The following is a 17689-nucleotide window of genomic DNA, read 5'->3' on the forward strand; positions in this document are numbered from 1 at the left end:
TGACACCTGCGGTTGTGACGCTTTTGCCTGCGGGAGAAGTCATCGCAACCCAGATGCTGACAGGTCTGGACGGTGTTGCAGCGCCTGCCGGTCTGGCTTTCGCGCTGGATGCGGACGGCAGATATCCGGTCGGCAGCATCTACACGCCGCCTGCCGCTGCGTCCTGATCCCGCGCCTGACAGTACGCGCCTGCCCGACCGCCCGATGAGGCGGTTTTTTTATGAGAAAAGCATGAGAAAATCCATATTTCTGGCTGCCATTCTCGGCATCCTGTCCGCCTCCCTGACAGCGCATGCAACGGATGCGCGCATGGCCTATAAATCAGTGGGCGGCCAGTATAAGGCGGTTGAGGCGGTATCGCCTACCTGCGGCGTGAGTAGCGCGGGCACGCCACTTGTCTGCACGTCAACCGGCGCAGCGGGCACGGCAGATGCGCGGATGGCGTATAAACTGCCAAACGGGCAGTATCAGGCGGTCATTCCCACGGTTCCCGTCTGTTCCGTGGACAGTTCGGGCGTGCCCCAGATATGCGACTTCTCCAGCACGCCTGACCTGTCGTCGTATCTGACCGCCACCGCTGCGGCGGCCACTTACTCGCAATTGAATGGCGGCAACAGCTTCCTTGGGGAGCAGCGTTTCGCATCCGTCTATTTTGCCGATCCTGACAACAACGTCTCACGGGACGCTAAGTTTGGGGACAAGGGCATTGCGGTATCTGGCGGAACGAAAACCGATACCCTGAGCGTCACCACAGCTGCCTACGTCCCCGATACCACGACGGCAGACAGCACAACAGCAGCCCTCAACACGGAATCCGCTGCGGCGCGGTTCGTGAGCCAGACAACGGCGGCATCGACCTACGCGACAGTTGCCGCGCTCAATACGCAGGTGAACAACGCCGCCGCGACGTATGAGACAATCGCGAACGCTGCGGCATTGGCAAAAAGCACAGTTGACGCGCTCCAAGGCTCTGTCACGGGCGATCTGTCCGCCTCGGGCAGCAGCCTGTCCCTGACTTTGGGGTCGAGCGGCCTGACGTTGACCATGGCCTATTCCGCCAGCGCCACCGGATCGCTGTCGATTGTTTCCACATCCGGCAGCATCACGCCGGTTGATATCTACGAAACGGCGGCATGGGGCGCGACCTCGTTCAAGGGCTACACCCTCGACAGCGGAACCATCACCACCACCGCCACGGTGATTGACAGCACGTTCTATCTCTCGTCGAACGCGTGGGGAACATACCACATCGGCGTTGGCGGCAATCTCTACGTCGTGGACATTTTCGGGTCCGGGGCCGGTAAGCGCACTACGATTTCATGGCGCAAGGTCGCCTAAGGATAACTCAATGCCGACCAACACAATTTATCCTACTGAAGACCCGCCGCAGCAGGCCTCCCCCATGCGCTGCGCCACGGTCGAGGATCTGGCGCGCGTGCGCGAAGAGATTGTTCGCATGCGTGAGCGTCAGGCCAAGGTCGAAGGCGGCCACGACAACCTGCGCGACGGACTAAGCACCCTGTCAGTCCAGTTTTCGGAACTCAGGCGCGACCTCACGCGATCGGTCACTGACACAGCGGCCCAGACCCGCAGCGAGATCATGCAGCGCGTGGACGACATGACCGACACGGCCACGGAACGAAATGCCGAGATTTCGGGCAGGCTGGCCCGCATCGAGGGCGGCCTTAAACTGACCTCGTGGGTGACGATGACGTTCATCGTGCTGGCTACCGGCCTGCTGGGATGGGGCCAGATTGGCGATGCCGCATGGTCGTTCTGCAAGCGTGCGTTTGGATATGGGCCATGACCGGCCTGAACCTGTCCCAGTTCAAGGCGGAAATTGTCGTTCCGGCCCTGAACGCCATTGGCCTTGGCGGGGATGCTGCGGTCAACCTGCTTACCGGAACCGCCCTGGTGGAAAGCGGACTTACCTATGTGCAGCAGAATGGCGGCGGACCCGCTCTGGGTCTGTGGCAGATGGAGCCTGCAACCCATGATGACATCTGGGCTACGTTCCTGTCTGACAGCCGCCTGAACAGCCTGACCCGGTCGCTACTGTCCATCCGGAGCAACCGACCGGTAGGAGCGCGGCAGGTGGTGGGAAATGCGCCCTATGCCTGCGCCATGGCCCGGCTGAAATACTACCGGTCGCCTGACCCGCTGCCTGCCGCGAATGACGCTGTAGGGCAGGCGCATACGTGGAAGCGGATTTACAACACATCGCTGGGGGCAGGGGACGTAGACGCAGCACACGTCGCCCTGTTCCAGCAGGCCATTGAGGCATGACATGAACACCACCGCAAAACTCGGCGGCCTCGGGGCTGTCATTGCACTCCTGCTGACAGAGGTGCCGGAGCAATACACGCTGTATGCCGCGATATTCGTCTTCGCCTGTAGTGCCGCCGCCGCCATCATCCCGCCGCCACATGCGGGCAGCCGGTGGGCCGTGGCCTATCAGCTTATGGTCACCATCGGTCTGAATATCGGCTGGGCAGAAAATCACTTCAAGCCGGGGCAGGGCGGCGTGCGTGTGCCGCTTGCCGACAAGCCTGCCGCCAAGCAGGCCGTAACCGCCGCAGGAATCCCGGTCCTGAACAGGAAGGGTAAGCCCGAACCCCCTACGTGACTGGCCGGTCCCGGCTCAATCATCCTGATTCCCCAACCGCCCGCGAGGCGGTTTTTTCATATGGAGACGGCAGATATGCCCGATACGAACACCACCGCCATTCCGGCCCTCGAAAGCCTCGTTGAAACCGCGCTGGGCAAGAAGGACACGGCCACGACGCAGGCCGATATCGCTCTGGCTGGGAACCTGTTGCAGACGCTTCTGCCGGTCATCGTCGAGAAGGCCGCTCCGAACCTTGATCTTTCCGGCATTGACGCTGCCCTGACCAAAATCCTCACCGGCATTTCCGATCTCAAGACGGCGATCGAGGCGAAGCCCGCGACGACTGCGACCCCAACCGTCGCCACTGCTTCCTGACCGATCAACAAGGAAATCATCATGAACCCGAATATCTCCCGCCGGTCCCTGCTGCGTGCCGGGGCCGGAACGCTGGCCGCTGTCGGTATGGCAGCCTGCACGGTCTCGAAGTCCGGCACGACCACCACCGCCACCCTGAACGTGTCCTCAGTCGTGGACTACGGCAACGCGATCCTGTCCTTTGCCAGCACGGCCATCAATGTGTCGTTCGTGGCGTCCGCGATGGGGACCGCTAATCTTGCACTGGCCAATACCGTCATCGCATCGCTGAAATCCGCGCTGGCCGCGTTCCAGTCCGCCGCAGGGTCCAGCACATCCGTCAGCTATGACAGCGCCAGCGTGAAAGCTGCGTTCGACAGCATCCTTGTCGATGTGGAGAAGGTGGACACGCTCATCATCTCCACCATCACCGGCACGGCGGCGAGCCTGTCCAGCAGCGTGGTATCCGAGGCCAAGACGGCGGCAGGGGCGGCAGAAACGCTGATCGACCTGCTCAAGGCCATGGTGGACATGTCCGGTCCGCGCCTGCGTGCTGCATCCGCCGACCCGAATGCGGCCATCGGTGAAATCGCCATCTTCGCGGCTTCGCAGGGATGACCACCCACATGCTCGCCGGTCTAGGCCTGTTCCTGACCGGTGCGGCGTTCTCGCAGGTGCTGGCGTTCGGCATAGCTGCATGGCGGGAGGCCCGGCGTGAACGGCAGATCGACGACACGCTTGGGCCTCCTGCGCCTTAATTATCACTCTGACTTCTTGATGTTTTGAGCGTATTTCCCGGTAATCAAGGCCATAACCGTCCCTCCTACCGCTGCCGCTCCGATGCTTCCCCCAGCCCAATCATGCCCGTTCAAGCATAGAATAATTCCCGAAATAAGAGCCCCTACCGCAAACAGGAATCCAAGAATACGCCCTGTCATATCCAACCAAAACCGTTGGAGTTGCTCCCGTTGCAGCCTCAGCCGCTCATCCTCGGAGTTCTGTTCTGCCATGCGGAGAATGCGTTCGGGCATATCTGCCTGAACTGAACCGTATGCCGCAAGCTCGCTTGCGGGAGGCAAAGGCCCACTGTGCTTCTGGAAAACCGCAGTCGCGCCCGGAATACCCAAAAGGGGATGGCCAGTTATCGGGCCGACATTTGCGGTAACTTTGTCAGGCGTCCGGGTTGAGGGATTTTGCGGGGGATGATGTTCGGGCATCCGCATCCTTCATTGCTCTTCGCAGTGATGAACCCACACGCCCCCATGAGCGCGCGCTGATCTCATTTGCCGTTGGAACAGGGTGATGCTCAGCCGGACTCGCAAAAGTGAGCAGGCCCGCAAACCCGGCGATCGTGCTCGCGATCAAACGTCGCGCATGACTGGCCATACTGGTTTCCTCCCTGATGAGGGCTTCATATGCATCGTGCAGGAACGCATAGCATGAATGGGAAGCAGGTTGCCATATCTCTCATGAATGGCGTGGCTCTGCGGATTCAGGGGGTAAAATTCAGCCCTTATCCACCTCAAGCCCCCTCGCGATCAGGCGGCGGATGGCTTCGGGCGGCTTTTTGCTGTCAGGATGATGACATACTCAAGAAGCTTCTAAGAAATGCCATCATTGCTAGCTTTTGGTCATGGGTCATTTCGCGCCAGATCCTCATCATAAGTGACTCTTCCGGGGTCAGTTCATCGGATTTTACCGTAGGCATAAGGCCGCCGATCTGAAGCGACTGCTCAAGCCGCTGAATGATCTCTGCGTTCATAGAGTGTGAATGCGCGTCAGCCACTACCTGAAGGGCCGCAAACACGTCCTTCGGAATCCTGAGATTAAACCGGCGGTATCGATCATCGTCACTCATAAACGTAAGGTGGCACATTTTATGTGTTTTGCCTATTTACACATTTGTTGTGCCATGGCACATATTGTGTGCTACTAGCATGGAGGCAAAAATTACCAGTCCATTCAACGATTGCCCGCGAATGACCATGAGGTTTCGACCTGATGTGTATGAGGCGGTGCGCCAGTCAGCTTTCACGAATTGTCGGAGCGTGACGGCAGAAGTCAACGAACTGCTTCATGCAGTTCTCATCTCAAAAGAAAAGGCACCGGGGAACAGCTTGCAGGCCACATCCCCCGATGCCTCTGAACAGTAACCCACAAGGAAACCATTCCTATGACTGACATTATCACATTAGGCATCACGCCTGCAATGATTCCGGGCATCCGCAAGGCCATTGAGCTTTGCGAGCATTTTGGTCGTGAAAATCGCCGTATATCTTTCGACCAGATAGAGCATCTTTGCCGGACAAAGGTTGATATCCATCTAGAAGATATGGATGAACCTGTTCGTCATACGGCGAAATGTCATGCAGCATACGAAATTGCAGCGATCCTGAAGGCCTACATTGGCGAAGGAGATGCAGTATGACCCAGATTGCCATCAATAACCACAACGTGCATGTGGTCGCATATGCCGGACAGCGCGTCATCACCTTCAAGATGATGGATGAACTGCATGAGCGTCCAGACGGAACCGCTCGGCGGAACTTTAATGCCAATAAGGCCCACCTGATCGAAGGTGAAGATTACTTCGTACGAAATTCGTCCGAAGCTCGTGATATGGGGTTTACGGCCCCAAATGGCCTTACCCTGCTATCTGAGTCCGGCTACACCATGCTGGTAAAGTCATTCACGGATGATCTTGCTTGGCAGGTCCAGAAGGCGCTTGTCCGCAGTTATTTCAAGCCCGCGACTGCTGCACCCGCCATCCCCCAGACCTACGCGGAAGCCCTTCTTGAAGCCGGTCGCCTTGCCAAGGAGCGTGATGCACTAAAGGCGGAGAACCTGGAACTGGCCCCGAAGGCCGCCGGTCTGGAAATCCTTGCCGAGAAGGATGGAGAGCTTGGCATCCGCGATGCGGGCCGAGAACTGAAGGTCGGGCAGAATCGCGTGCGCGACATGCTGTTTGAGCGCAAGTGGGCCTGCCGTCAGGGTCGTGATATCCGTCCGGCATCATATGGGCTTGAACACGGGTATGTGCGTCTCGTCCCGCGCCTGTATGAGGACAAGCGGACCGGGCAGGAAAAGATTTCCGATGATTTCCGCATCACGCGGAAGGGCATTGCCCGGCTGGCCGAAATCTTTGGAGTGATGGAGGCCGGTAGCGTCCGCGTCCCTTTCTCCAAGGCCAAGGAGCCAACCCCGGCGTAGCCCTGACAGAAAACCCCATCAGCGGACACCTGCCGCCAGATGAAGAGCTTCTTGTCTGGATGGCCGAGTGCGAGGGGTGGGATCGTGTCCATAGCCGCGATCCCAGAGACATGGACGCCAATGCCAACATTGCCTTGCTGCTTTTACAGATCAAGAAGCGCCGTGGCATCCGCCCCTATGTCGAGCAGGCCCGGCAGGACTGGTTGCAACGGCGGCGGGTAGTGACGCTTCACCCGGAACGACAAAAACAGATTGCTTAACCACGAGGCGGTTCTTCGGAGCCGCCTTTTTTATTGGGAAAATCATGACAAATCGCTTACTCGGCTGCCGCCCGGCTGAACACCGTCCCGGCCAGCCGCATCTATCCGTCATGCGCGGTTTCTGCGCCCGGCAGGCCCCGCCGCGCCTGATCCGCGATCATATCAACCCGCGCCCCGCTATGCTGGGGAATGACACGTTGGGGGACTGCACCAGTGCAGGAATCGGCAACCACCTGCATGCTACGGCATCCCTGTCCGGGTTTGACGTGGCAGGCATCACCACAGAGGCGGTCATCCGGTTTTACAGCCAGTCCACCGGCTACGTGCCGGGCAACCCCAGCACGGACAACGGCGGCGTGGAGGTTGACGTGCTGACATCGGCTTCCCGCGCTGGCTACGCTCTGGCAGACCAGACCCTGTATCCGTGCTGGGGGAGTGCCGATCCGGGCGACCTGAACGGCATCCGCAACATCACCGCTGGCCTGTCCGCCGCCTATCTGGGTGTGCAGCTTGCCACGGCGGATATGTGGGAGGATCAGGACGGCAACCTGCCGCCCGTATGGGACACGGACAGTCCAGCCGACCATGGTGATTCGACACCGGGCAGCGCGGGCGGCCATTGCCTGCTGCTGTGGGATTATTCGGGAACGGACGATACCGATCTGGTCACGCTGCTGACATGGGGCAGCAAGCAGAAAGCAACATGGCGCTGGGTCCGGTCCCGCATCATGGAGGCGCACGGGCTGGCGTGGGGACAGTTGCACGCCCCCGGTGGCCTGTATCCGGCTGGTGACGACTGGGCCGCGCTGGTCGAGGCCAATGCGGCATATCTGCGGGGTGCGTCGTGACCCGGGGCGACCGGATAGCCTTCCTGCTCGGCTGCATGATTGGCCTGTCCGGCTGCGCTGTTCATCCGGCCAAGGTCAGCACGACCATTCCGCAGGCCATGGCAGGTATCCAGTCCAGTCTGGCACAGGCCGGGGTGGTGTCGGTATCGCATGCGGGCGACTGGACCCCGGCTCAGGATGCGCTATTCGTCCGCGCCGTCCGGGCGGCGCAGTGCAGTCAGGACCGAGCCGACCCGGTGGTGGGCACGATTGCCGGAGACGTGACGTTGCAGCTATCCGGGCAGTTCACGCAGGGTGGTCAGTTCAGCGTAGGAGCGATCACGACAGCGCCCACATTCGGCGTGCAGGGTGATGCCACCCGGACGCGCGGCCAGACGGTCAGCCTGTCGGTGGCCTACGCTCCGCTGTCGTCGCTACCAGATGTCGAGATGTCGCGGCAGCTTGGATACGAGACCGAGATGCTGGCACAGAATGACGATGCCCGGCATACCGAGGCCGCCCGGTTGATTGCCGACCGCGAGGAGCTGCGGGGAAGGGTGCAGGCGATGATTGATACCTGGTCCGCGAGCGAATGCGTTGGACATGAACTGGTCGCGCCGTTTGTCGGTGGCCGTCGATGATTTGGCGCTGGCTGCACCGTCTGTTCTGTTTGCGGAGAGGGTGCAGGTCGAACCGCTTCCAAGCAGGGAACAGTTGAACATGTAAGGATTTCTTACACGTTCGGTAAACGTGTAAGCAAAACCGGATTTTCATAACAGAACGGCAGAGGCCGTTAAGGCGGCCAACTGTCAAGGATTACTTGACGGCTGAGGGTGTGGAACAGTTCTGCCTATCTGTCGTCGAATGACCCAAAAAGCAACGGCCCCCGTCATTAACTGAGGGAGCCGCGCCGGTGATGTATGCTGTCCTGAGGTCACAAGCATCATACATTACCGGGGCTGGATTTCAATAGTGGAATTGGTTGCAGGAACAGGATTTGAACCTGTGACCTTCTGGTTATGAGCCAGATGAGCTACCAGACTGCTCTACCCTGCGTCAGGTGCTGCGCCACATGCGGAGGCCCCACGGAGATGGGTGTGGCGCAGCGATTACATCATAGGGCGCGGCGCAACAAAGTACAAGAGATAGTTTCCTTTCGCCGTTGGCGGATCATGCTGGCACGGGCGGAAAACTGGGAAACTTATTCAATAAAAACAATGAACAGTATTCCCCGCGCAGGAAGATGATGCCATGCCCGGCCTGCACGGCGTAGGCCGCAAGGATCATGCCCTCAACCAACTGCAGGGGATTGCCCTCAAGCAGCAGGCGGTCCTTGAAGGTGCCCGGTTCCATCTCGTCAGCATTGGCGATCAGGTATTTGCGGCGTTCGATTGCGGGTTCTTTCGGCACGAAGCTCCATTTCTGCCCGGTCCCGAAGCCTGCCCCCCCACGCCCGCGCAGTTTTGAGCGTGTCACCATGTCAATGATGTCAGCCGGGGCAAGGCCGCCCAATGCCAGGCGCGCGGCCTGCCAGCCGCCCGCGCGCCCGTATGCCGCACAGTCCGGTGGCCCGGCGGCAGGATCAATCATGGCAGTCAGGGGCCTTTCGGCAGGGGATGTCATGGCGTGACCCTCAGCGTGTCGATCAGGTGGTCGAGCATGGCCGCATCCACATTGCCATGCAGCGTGCTGTCCACCAGCATGGCGGGGGCATGGTCACAATGCCCGATACATACCGTGGGCAGCAGTGTCATGGCGTTGTCTGCCGTGGTTTCGCCCGGCCTTATGCCCAGTTTCCGGCACAAATGGGCGCATAGCGGTTCACGCCCCATGATCCAGCACGAAACGCTGTCACACAGCATGATGACATGCCGTCCGACCGGCCTGCGGAACAGCAGGTTGAAATAGGTGGCGACGCCATCCAGATCATCCGCCGACATGTCCAGCAGTTCGGCCACTTCGCGCAGGTGCGGCGTGCTGACCCATCCAAAATGGGCCTGCACCAGTCGCAGCGCTGCGACACCCGCGCCACGCGGATGCAGTTCCTGCGCCGCAAGCGCCAGGATTTCCGCCCGCATGGGCGTGGGCAGGGATGTATCAGCGGTCAACATCGGCCATGACGAAATCAATGCTGCCCAGGATCGCGATCAGGTCCGCGATCATGATGCCGCGGCTGAGCAGGGGGATCATCTGCAGGTGGGCAAAGGATGGGGTGCGGATACGGGTGCGGTATGATGTGGTGCCCCCGTCGCTGACAAGCGTATAGGTGTTCACCCCTTTCGTGGCTTCGATGCTGGCCCGCGCTTCACCCGGTGGAATGACCGGCCCCCAGCTTACGCCAAGGAAATGGTGGATCAGGGTTTCGATGTCATGCATCGTCCGCGCCCTGGGCGGCGGGGTTGTCAGCGGGTGGTCAGCCTTGACCGGGCCTGCGGGCATGTTGTCCACGCACTGGCGGATGATGCGCAGGCTCTGGCGTATTTCTTCCACATGCACGGCAACCCGATCATAACAGTCGCCACTGGCGCCGGTGGGAATGTCAAATTCAAGCTGACCATAACAGGCATAGGGCGCATGCCTGCGGTAATCCCATGCCAGACCGGTGGCGCGCAGCCCCGGCCCGGTGACGCCCCATTCAGTAGCCTCCGCCGTGGTATAGACCCCGACCCCTTTCGTCCGGGCACGGAAGATCGGATTGCGCATGACCATGGCGTCGTATTCATCCAGCCGTCCGGGCAGGTCATGGAGAAAGGCACGGATCAGTCCTTCCCACCCGTCAGGCAGGTCCATGGCCACGCCGCCGATGCGGAACCATGCCGGGTGCATGCGAAAGCCACATATCGCCTCGATGATCCCGAACACGCGTTCGCGGTCGGTAAACATATAGAACACTGGTGAAAGCTGCCCTACATCCTGCGCCATGGTGCCGTAGAAAACGAGGTGGCTGGCAATGCGGAACAGTTCCGCCAGCATGACGCGGATCATCTGCGCCCGTGGCGGCACGGTAATCCCGGCCAGTGTCTCGACCGCCATGACATAGGGGAAATTGTTCATGACCCCGCCGAGGTAATCCACCCGGTCGGTATAGGGGATATAGGTATGCCATGACTGGCGTTCGCCCATCTTTTCCGCGCCGCGATGGTGGAAGCCGATATCGGGTACGGCATCGACAATCCGCTCGCCTTCCAGTTGCAGCATGATGCGGAAAACCCCATGCACGCTGGGATGATTGGGGCCGAGATTGAGGAACATGAAATCGCTGTGGTCGCTATGTCGCCGCATGCCCCATGCGGATGGGTCAAAGCGCAGGGCGTCCTGTTCGCGTGCTTCTTGTTCTTCTGTCAGGCTGTAGGGCGGCATTTCGGTGGCACGGGCGTGGTGATCCTTGCGCAGCGGGTGTCCGGTCCATGTGGGTGGGGTCAGGATGCGGCGCAGGCAGGGATGGTTATGGAAATGGATACCGAACAGGTCCCATACTTCGCGCTCATACCAGTTGGCGCCCGGCCACAGGTCACAGATGCTGGGAAGGGCGGGGGCGGTTGCGCCAAGGGGTACCTTGATCCGGACCTCATCCGTGCGGGTGGTCAACGAGATCAGGTGATAGACGACCGTGAACGCGGCCTGTGGTTGTCCGGCGCGGTGTGTGCGCTCACGTTCGTCTATGGCCGTCAGGTCAAGCAGCATGGCTGATGCGGTAGCCGCTTTCAGCGCTGCAAGGGCCGGGCGCAGGTTGTCCGGCGTAATCCAGATGATGGAAACGCCATCACATGCTGGCTGGGTGGCCAGTCTACCATTGGGAAGATGATCCGAAATTATGTCCGCAAGACTCTGTTCGCGGGTGGGGGTGAGGGTGGTGCTCATGATGTCAGATTCCGTCGGGCGTGCGCAGGTCGCGCATGCTCTGGCGTAGGGCGCGCTTTTCATCGCGCAGGCTGGGCGGGGTCACGGGTTCCGCCCCCTGCGGTCCCATCAGCCAGCTAAGGGGCCTGCGGTGTGTACCGATGGATTTCTGCAATAGCAGCAGCCCCTCCAGCAGCGCCTCGGGGCGGGGCGGGCAGCCGGGCACATACACATCTACCGGCAGGAAGCTGTCTACACCCTGCACGACACTGTAAATGTCATACATGCCGCCGGAATTGGCGCAGGATCCCATGGAGATGACCCATCGTGGTTCCAGCATCTGGTTGTACAGATGCTGGATGACCGGGGCCATCTTGACGAATACTGTGCCGGAAATGACAATCAGGTCGGCTTCACGTGGTGTTGCGCGCAGCACTTCGGAACCGAAGCGGGCAATGTCGAAACGACTGGTGAACGCCGTCGCCATTTCCACATAACAGCAGGACAGGCCGAAATTCAGCGGCCAGATGGAATTTTTCTGCCCCCATGCCACAAAATCCTGCAACCGGCCCATGACCAGATTGCGGCGGAGGGTTTCACTGAAACTGGAGGAAACCTGCGTATGTCCGGCGGTATTTGGGGAAGACAGGGACCAGTTCATGCCGCGTGATCCTTTCGCGTATCGGGTATCTGGTATGGGCGGACCCGTGGACCCCAGTCCAACGCCCCGGCACGCCACAGATAGGCAAGGGAAAGGGCCAGAAAGGCAGTAAAGACGACGGCGGCAGCATAACCGACCCATCCCGTTTCGGTTACGACTGTTGCCCATGTCAGGAGGATGCCCGTTTCAACATCAAAAATGACGAAGAACATGGCTACCAGATAATACTGTACAGACAGCCGCAGATGCGCTGAACCCGTGGGGACAATACCGGATTCAAAAGCCATGGACATGGAACGGCCCATGGCCCTGCCGTCCCGCCGGGTGCCGGTTATAGCCGACAGTCCCAACATGCAGGCCAGAAGCAGCGCTATGACGACGGCATAGGTGAAAACTGGCCATATATTGGAAATGTTTTCCATGACTGGTAATTCCGTTTCTGTTCGTTTTATTTTAAACGGAGGCGATCTGTGTCGTTACGGTCCGCATTGAAGGATTATAACCGGTCAATGCTTCACGAAGGGTCTGCATGCATCCCCTGAAGACTGTCTGAAAAGTCAGCCCTTGAGCTATCGGGTGATCATAAGGAAATTTTTTGGCAAAGTTTTTCAAAAAGCTTCCTGAAACGACGTCTTTTTTAAAAAGGTGACATTCAGGAGCTTTTATTGTTTTTTATCGGCCAGTTAATTTCAAACAATATTTGCGTATTCCGGCTGGATGCATGGAATGCCGCAATATGCTGCCAATTGCTTATACGCAACAGGGAAAGGGAAGTTGCGGCCCGGTCATGCAAGTTTTTCCCATGCGGTCCGTTACGGAATGGAGGTGTCCTTGCCTGATTATGGTGTGTTTTTGTATCATGTCAGTCTGGACAGAAGGTTGCCGAACAGGAAAGAGATGACCGCAAGACCCGTGCTGTACAGTTTTCGCCGCTGTCCCTATGCCATGCGGGCGCGTCTGGCCCTGCTTTCCAGTGGTATGGAATGTGAAATCCGGGAGGTCAGGCTTTCAGCCAAGCCTGCCAGCATGCTGCGTGCCTCACCCAAGGCAACGGTGCCTGTTTTTGTCCTGCCTGATCATACGGTTGTTGACGAAAGTCTGGATATCATGTGCTGGGACAGCATGACCCGCAGCACTGGCTGTTCAATATCCGGCATGACCTGATCGCGCAGAATGACGGTCCCTTCAAATATCATCTGGACCGTTACAAATATGCGACCCGCTACCAGTCCAACCCCGATTGCCACAGGGCTGAAGCGCTGAAGATTCTGGAAAATATTGATAAGATACTGCAAGAAGGATTCTTCCTGCATGGTGCCCGGCCTGGTCTGACTGATGCTGCTATCGCGCCGTTTGTACGCCAGTTTGCCGCAACCGATCCGGACTGGTTTGCCAGCGTTCCCTTGGTACGATTGCAGGAATGGTTGCAGGCGTTTCTGACGTCGCCACTATTTGGTCGCGCCATGTGTCGCCTTGCCCCATGGCAGGAAGGTGACGCGCCAATTTTACTTCATTAGACACGTGCAAATATCCCTGCATCGTCAGGCAACCTGAAGCGGGAGATATCCGTTAGCGGGCACAGGCCATATTATGCCTTTTAGGAAAGGGAAGTGAGCTACCAGAATGTCCATGTAACTGAAATGGTCCTACCCTGCAGTTGTGTATGATGCATGCATGGATCTGAACAAATATAGGGTTTCAGACAGTATGGAATGAATTTTATAATTTCCGCTGTCTATTTTTTAATAAATAATGAAATTCGCCTAATAATATATAATAAAATAAGGCAATGAAGATGAAGAAAAAATAAAAAAATATTTTCTATAATAAATAATAAATCCATACCCAAAAACAGGACTGTTGATGACTGTTGCCCGGATTTCCGGATAATGGATGTGGCGACATGTTGCAAATATCTGTTCTATCCGTTTGTGGGTATGACCTGTCTTGTGCTGTTTTCTGGGAATATCATGTTCCTGGCAGCATGACATGCATTTCCGTGAGGTCTAGGGCATGCGCGTTCCTCATGAATGGTTTTTATTATCGGTTCTCTATCATTATATTGATAAGGGACTGTTTAAAAAGTCAGCCTTTGGAAGTTCCTGCAATCATAAGGCAGATTTTTTCAAGAAGGCAGTGCTCAAAAGCCTTTATTGTTTTTTATCAACGATTTGTTTTCAGGCAGTCTTCAGGATCGGGAAGGCATCTCGCCATATCAGAATGACATGTCTGACCCTGATGGTCATATGTCTGGCCTTGGGTATGTTGCGTGTATTGCCTGCCCGTGCCGCGGATCAGGGCGCAACCGGAACATCCACCGTGGAAAGTACACAACAGCCTGCATGGTTGCGCAGGATCCTCGGCACAAAGACAGTAACAAAAAAGCTGCCGGAGGTTTCGAACCCTACGCCTTATGGCGAAACACAGCCGACAACACCCTTTTATGAAACGATCCCCGGCTTTCTTCAGGCTCCCTATGGACCGCCTTCGTTCGGTCCGCCCTATGGTACCACGCATATGCTGGGAGATTGGGGCGGTATCCAGCCCTGGCTGCAGAAACGCGGGCTGTATGTTGCGCTGGATGTTTATGAAGATCTCGCCGGCAATGTCATGGGCGGGAAAAAGCGTGATTATACTGTTGCGGGGCAGGTGGGGACCACGCTGGATGTTGACTGGGATACGCTGCTGCATTCACGCGCATGGACGAAGGATCTGTGGCTGCATATGCTTGTGGTCAATGGACATGGCCGTAACCTCAGTCGGCTGTTTGGTGACAACAGCAATCAGGTACAGCAGATTTACGGCAGCCGTGGCAATGTGCTGGCCCATCTTGTCTGGGCATATTTTGAAAAGGCATGGTTCGCGCGTAAGGTGGATCTGTCCGTGGGCTGGATACCGACCGGTGCGTTTTTCCAGAATTCGCCATGGGTCTGCAACTTCATGAATGTATGGCTGTGCGGGGGCGAGGCGCCAACCAAATTCCTGCGTGGCGGGCGTGGCTGGCCTTCGGGTAATATCGGCGGCATCCTGCGTGTAATGCCAATGAAAGAACTTTATGTCATGGGGGGACTGTTTGCTGTTTCGCCCCATAATTACAATGGGGGTATTTCCGGCTGGTCATGGGCGCAGGATGGACTGGGTAAATTATCGACACAGGCGGAAATCGGCTGGCTTCCTGCCTTTGGGCATAACCATCTGGCCGGGCATTACAAGCTGGGTGCGATGTATGATAATTCGCGGTATGATGACCTGTATGAAGATATCCATGGCAATCCATGGGTGTTGACCGGCCAGCCTGCCCGCAGGCAAAGCGGACAGACATCCGTATGGGTCATAGCCGACCAGATGCTGGTCCGCCGTGGCCCGGGCGAAATGAATGGACTGATACTGGGCGGATATTATGCCTATGCATCCGGCCAGACTTCGCAGATCAAGCATAGCTTCATGGCTGTCCTTATGGATACGGGCGCATTGTGGCATCGTCCGCTTGACAGTGTGGGTATTGCCTTCCTGTGGGCCAGTTTCAGCCGTTCTGCCATCCTGTCACAGGAAGCGGCTGCAACCCATGGCCTTGCCCTGCCGGGAGCAAATTTCGGCATACCGTATGGTGTTCAGGGTCACGAGACGATTTATGAGGCTTATTACGGTTTCCATATAGTAGAAGGCCTGTCGATCAAACCGGATTTCCAGTATGTCAATCATGTTGGTGGCACTACGGTATTCAAGGATGCTGTAGTATTAAGCACTGCCATGAATGTCGCGTTCTGAAATGGATGTGTGCGGTATGGTTCTGGTAAAGAATACGTTTCCTTAAATCTTTTTATTGAATCGGGCGTTTTTTCGGTGTCCTGCCATATCCCATGGTGTGGAAATAAAAAAGAAAGATCACTATTCATGTCTCTTGTTGGCAAGGTAGCTGTTGTTACAGGTGCCGCACAGGGCATCGGGCGTGGTATTGCACTGCGTCTGGCGCGTGACGGGGCAGATCTGGCGCTGGTGGATATCAATCAGGACCGGCTGGCTGATGTTCGTGCGGAAATACTGGCGCTTGACCGCAGGGTCATTACGCTGGCTGCCGATATCAGTGTGCGCGAGCAGGTCTTTTCCATGATTGACCGGGCGGTGGACCAGTTGGGTGGCATTGACATCATGGTCAATAACGCCGGTGTGGCGCAGGTCAGGCCATTACTGGATGTGAGTGTGGAAGATATGGATCGTATTTTCCAGATCAATGTCAATGGTACGTTATGGGGTATTCAGGCAGCGGCGCAGGCATTCAGGAAGCTGGGCCATAAGGGAAAGGTCATCAATGCCTGTTCCATCGCCGGGCATGAAGGGTATGCCTTCCTTGGGGTCTATTCCGCTACAAAATTCGCGGTCAGGGGACTGACGCAGGCGGCGGCAAAGGAACTTGCTCCCTTTGGCATTACCGTGAATGCCTATTGTCCCGGTGTGGTCGGGACCGATATGTGGGTGGATATAGACCGACGCATGGCAGAAGCAACCGGTGCGGAAATTGGCGCAACCTATCGGAAATATGTCAGTGGGATCACCCTTGGCCGGGCGGAAACGCCAGATGATGTCGCCGCCTTTGTCGCGTGGCTTGCCAGTGCGGATTCAGATTACATGACGGGGCAATCGGTGTTGATCGACGGGGGAATGGTATTCCGCTGAACCGTTCGATGCATTCTGCCTATGGCCGCGTTGCCTGCAGACGCATGGACTGGTTTGTGTGCAGGTTTTATGGGGCTATCAGGTCAGTTATTATAACACGTAACAGAATTTAAATGTCCCTTATCTACCTGTAGCCGCAGGAATGACAGCATATTCAGGTCTGTGGGAAACGGTCGGTTTTTCTGGATATCAGGCTGCATGGCGGGGCAGCATAAAAGCGGAACGTCGAGGTTATCGGTAGTTCATACTGCCTGTCTCTGTCCCGCTATTTGTTTGGTATGGCCCCGTCAGGCGCGCCGTATGGTAAAGCATTACAGGAAATGCCACATCCGTCCTTTTGTATCGATGGCGTTTTGCACGATTCTTTATGTAGCTTATTGGGGTCTGTTGGGAATTGGTTTTTTCAAGTCTCTTGATATGCTGCAAAACTTTTATGAATTGCTTCATCCTGATCGATGCCCAATGGGCGAAAATGGAACCGCTGTGCCTTGGAAAGAGACGGATCGGGGACGCAGCGGGAAGGATAACCGCCTCTTTATCGAAGCGGTCTCATGGATCGCCCGGACGGGCAGTCCGTAGCGGGACCTGCCACCTGTATTTCGGACACTGGAACCCGGTTTACCTGCGCTACACCGACTTGGACGAAAGTCAGGGATTTTTCAGCGAATTTTCGAAGCCGTCTCTGACGGTGCCAACATGGAATATGCGATGATCGACGGTACCGGTGATCCGGGTTCACCGCCACGACAGGGGGCAAAAAGGGGACCGGAAAACAGGCAATCAGACGCAGTCTAACGGAATGGTCAACGAAGATCATCGCCATGACCGACGCTCCGGGTAATCTGGTCCGCTTTACCCGCATTCCCGGCCAGCATTACGACACGGTCGGGGTTGCGCCCCGTCTCCAACCGACGGATTTCAGGAGGCTTCCTGCTGACAGGGCGTTTGACGTCCACTGGATCGTGTATGCCATCCGCGCGCAAGGCGCCTGCGTGGTCATTCCCCAGCACTCGAACCGTCTCGACAGATGCCCGTTCGATGGGGCCCTGTTCAAAGCGTGCCGTCTCATTGAGAGATTCTTCTGCAAGCACAAGGCGCTCAAGCGCATCGCCATGCGGAGCGACAGGACAGACAGATCATTTGCAGGCATGAACCATCTCGCCGCCGCAATCATCAATTCATGATAATTCTCAACAGGCCCCAAAAAGGTGGCGTTCTTTAAAGCTTTTTGAAAAAGCGATACCGAAAACTTTTC

At 57.3% G+C, this 17689-nt stretch carries 24 protein-coding genes, 1 tRNA gene and 1 pseudogene; 18 read left to right on the forward strand and 8 right to left on the reverse strand.

The window, feature by feature from the left end; translation table 11 throughout:
• Window positions 1–231: 231 nt before the first annotated feature.
• The 7 genes from MSKU9_RS01735 (at window position 232) to MSKU9_RS18705 (ending at window position 3720) form a co-directional block, all read left to right on the forward strand.
• A complete protein-coding gene (locus MSKU9_RS01735) occupies window positions 232–1338 on the forward strand; it encodes a hypothetical protein (RefSeq protein ID WP_141259638.1) in 1107 nt (368 codons plus the stop codon).
• Between the two features lie 10 nt (window positions 1339–1348).
• Window positions 1349–1807, forward strand: coding sequence for a hypothetical protein (locus MSKU9_RS01740; RefSeq protein ID WP_227002302.1), 459 nt, complete (start codon window positions 1349–1351; stop codon window positions 1805–1807).
• On the forward strand, window positions 1804–2286 hold the full coding sequence (locus MSKU9_RS01745; RefSeq protein ID WP_141259639.1) for a hypothetical protein: 483 nt from the start codon (window positions 1804–1806) through the stop codon (window positions 2284–2286). Before MSKU9_RS01740 ends, MSKU9_RS01745 begins: the two co-directional genes overlap by 4 nt.
• Before the next feature lies 1 nt (window position 2287).
• Complete coding sequence (locus MSKU9_RS01750) at window positions 2288–2626, forward strand: hypothetical protein (protein ID WP_141259640.1); 339 nt, start codon at window positions 2288–2290, stop codon at window positions 2624–2626.
• Window positions 2627–2701: 75 nt separating this feature from the next.
• A complete protein-coding gene (locus MSKU9_RS01755) occupies window positions 2702–2983 on the forward strand; it encodes a hypothetical protein (protein ID WP_227002303.1) in 282 nt (93 codons plus the stop codon).
• Between the two features lie 21 nt (window positions 2984–3004).
• Window positions 3005–3580, forward strand: a complete 576-nt coding sequence (locus tag MSKU9_RS01760; protein WP_141259642.1) for a hypothetical protein — start codon at window positions 3005–3007, stop codon at window positions 3578–3580.
• Window positions 3581–3588: 8 nt separating this feature from the next.
• Window positions 3589–3720, forward strand: a complete 132-nt coding sequence (locus tag MSKU9_RS18705) for a hypothetical protein (protein ID WP_264371832.1) — start codon at window positions 3589–3591, stop codon at window positions 3718–3720.
• 3 nt (window positions 3721–3723) lie between these two features.
• On the opposite strand, the gene MSKU9_RS01765 is transcribed toward MSKU9_RS18705, so the two are convergent.
• Together MSKU9_RS01765 and MSKU9_RS01770 are read right to left on the reverse strand one after the other, a co-directional pair.
• Window positions 3724–4179, reverse strand: coding sequence for a hypothetical protein (locus MSKU9_RS01765; protein WP_162515707.1), 456 nt, complete (start codon window positions 4177–4179; stop codon window positions 3724–3726).
• A 356-nt stretch (window positions 4180–4535) separates the two neighbouring features.
• On the reverse strand, window positions 4536–4838 hold the full coding sequence (locus MSKU9_RS01770; protein ID WP_141259644.1) for an Arc family DNA-binding protein: 303 nt from the start codon (window positions 4836–4838) through the stop codon (window positions 4536–4538).
• A gap of 297 nt (window positions 4839–5135) precedes the next feature.
• Here MSKU9_RS01770 and MSKU9_RS01775 point away from each other — a divergent pair, with 297 nt between their 5' ends.
• The 5 genes from MSKU9_RS01775 to MSKU9_RS01795 all read left to right on the forward strand — a co-directional run bounded on the left by MSKU9_RS01775 (window position 5136) and on the right by MSKU9_RS01795 (window position 7900).
• On the forward strand, window positions 5136–5390 hold the full coding sequence (locus tag MSKU9_RS01775) for a hypothetical protein (protein WP_141259645.1): 255 nt from the start codon (window positions 5136–5138) through the stop codon (window positions 5388–5390).
• The gene (locus tag MSKU9_RS18020; RefSeq protein ID WP_162515708.1) at window positions 5387–6172 is read left to right on the forward strand and encodes a phage antirepressor KilAC domain-containing protein; all 786 of its coding nucleotides are present in this window, start codon (window positions 5387–5389) and stop codon (window positions 6170–6172) included. The genes MSKU9_RS01775 and MSKU9_RS18020 overlap by 4 nt, the downstream gene beginning before the upstream one ends.
• Before the next feature lie 110 nt (window positions 6173–6282).
• Window positions 6283–6432: a hypothetical protein gene (locus MSKU9_RS01785; protein ID WP_227002305.1), complete on the forward strand. Its 150-nt coding sequence runs from the start codon at window positions 6283–6285 to the stop codon at window positions 6430–6432.
• Window positions 6433–6476: 44 nt separating this feature from the next.
• Window positions 6477–7280 carry a hypothetical protein gene (locus MSKU9_RS01790; RefSeq protein ID WP_141259647.1) on the forward strand — a complete coding sequence of 268 codons (804 nt, stop codon included), beginning with the start codon at window positions 6477–6479 and terminating at the stop codon, window positions 7278–7280.
• A complete protein-coding gene (locus MSKU9_RS01795; protein WP_141259648.1) occupies window positions 7277–7900 on the forward strand; it encodes a hypothetical protein in 624 nt (207 codons plus the stop codon). Before MSKU9_RS01790 ends, MSKU9_RS01795 begins: the two co-directional genes overlap by 4 nt.
• Before the next feature lie 338 nt (window positions 7901–8238).
• Here MSKU9_RS01795 and MSKU9_RS01800 read toward each other — a convergent pair.
• The 6 genes and pseudogenes from MSKU9_RS01800 to MSKU9_RS01825 all read right to left on the reverse strand — a co-directional run bounded on the left by MSKU9_RS01800 (window position 8239) and on the right by MSKU9_RS01825 (window position 12182).
• A tRNA-Met gene (locus MSKU9_RS01800) sits at window positions 8239–8315 on the reverse strand.
• 168 nt (window positions 8316–8483) lie between these two features.
• A pseudogene (locus MSKU9_RS01805) lies at window positions 8484–8882 on the reverse strand (NADH-quinone oxidoreductase subunit F); the annotation flags it as partial.
• Window positions 8879–9370, reverse strand: coding sequence for an NADH-quinone oxidoreductase subunit NuoE (nuoE, locus tag MSKU9_RS01810; protein WP_141259649.1), 492 nt, complete (start codon window positions 9368–9370; stop codon window positions 8879–8881). The pseudogene MSKU9_RS01805 and the gene nuoE, both read right to left, overlap by 4 nt.
• Window positions 9357–11120 (reverse strand): NADH-quinone oxidoreductase subunit C/D, encoded by a 1764-nt coding sequence (nuoC, locus tag MSKU9_RS01815; protein ID WP_141259650.1) that lies wholly within the window; start codon window positions 11118–11120, stop codon window positions 9357–9359. Before nuoC ends, nuoE begins: the two co-directional genes overlap by 14 nt.
• Window positions 11121–11124: 4 nt before the next feature.
• Window positions 11125–11760, reverse strand: coding sequence for a NuoB/complex I 20 kDa subunit family protein (locus MSKU9_RS01820; protein WP_141259651.1), 636 nt, complete (start codon window positions 11758–11760; stop codon window positions 11125–11127).
• Window positions 11757–12182 carry an NADH-quinone oxidoreductase subunit A gene (locus MSKU9_RS01825; protein WP_141259652.1) on the reverse strand — a complete coding sequence of 142 codons (426 nt, stop codon included), beginning with the start codon at window positions 12180–12182 and terminating at the stop codon, window positions 11757–11759. The genes MSKU9_RS01820 and MSKU9_RS01825 overlap by 4 nt, the downstream gene beginning before the upstream one ends.
• A 475-nt stretch (window positions 12183–12657) precedes the next feature.
• Here MSKU9_RS01825 and MSKU9_RS18440 point away from each other — a divergent pair, with 475 nt between their 5' ends.
• The 6 genes from MSKU9_RS18440 to MSKU9_RS18340 all read left to right on the forward strand — a co-directional run bounded on the left by MSKU9_RS18440 (window position 12658) and on the right by MSKU9_RS18340 (window position 17618).
• The gene (locus MSKU9_RS18440) at window positions 12658–12924 is read left to right on the forward strand and encodes a glutathione S-transferase N-terminal domain-containing protein (RefSeq protein WP_227002307.1); all 267 of its coding nucleotides are present in this window, start codon (window positions 12658–12660) and stop codon (window positions 12922–12924) included.
• Window positions 12870–13277: a glutathione S-transferase C-terminal domain-containing protein gene (locus tag MSKU9_RS01830; RefSeq protein ID WP_227002308.1), complete on the forward strand. Its 408-nt coding sequence runs from the start codon at window positions 12870–12872 to the stop codon at window positions 13275–13277. Before MSKU9_RS18440 ends, MSKU9_RS01830 begins: the two co-directional genes overlap by 55 nt.
• 802 nt (window positions 13278–14079) lie before the next feature.
• Window positions 14080–15528, forward strand: coding sequence for a carbohydrate porin (locus tag MSKU9_RS01835; RefSeq protein ID WP_227000688.1), 1449 nt, complete (start codon window positions 14080–14082; stop codon window positions 15526–15528).
• Between the two features lie 126 nt (window positions 15529–15654).
• Window positions 15655–16434 (forward strand): acetoin reductase, encoded by a 780-nt coding sequence (locus MSKU9_RS01840; RefSeq protein ID WP_141259654.1) that lies wholly within the window; start codon window positions 15655–15657, stop codon window positions 16432–16434.
• A gap of 300 nt (window positions 16435–16734) precedes the next feature.
• Window positions 16735–17013: a hypothetical protein gene (locus MSKU9_RS18335; protein WP_193557609.1), complete on the forward strand. Its 279-nt coding sequence runs from the start codon at window positions 16735–16737 to the stop codon at window positions 17011–17013.
• Window positions 17014–17255: 242 nt separating this feature from the next.
• On the forward strand, window positions 17256–17618 hold the full coding sequence (locus tag MSKU9_RS18340; RefSeq protein WP_193557610.1) for a transposase: 363 nt from the start codon (window positions 17256–17258) through the stop codon (window positions 17616–17618).
• Window positions 17619–17689: the final 71 nt, after the last annotated feature.

The sequence above is a fragment of the Komagataeibacter diospyri genome, assembly GCF_006538165.1.
In the GTDB taxonomy this organism is placed as follows: Bacteria; Pseudomonadota; Alphaproteobacteria; order Acetobacterales; family Acetobacteraceae; genus Komagataeibacter; species Komagataeibacter diospyri.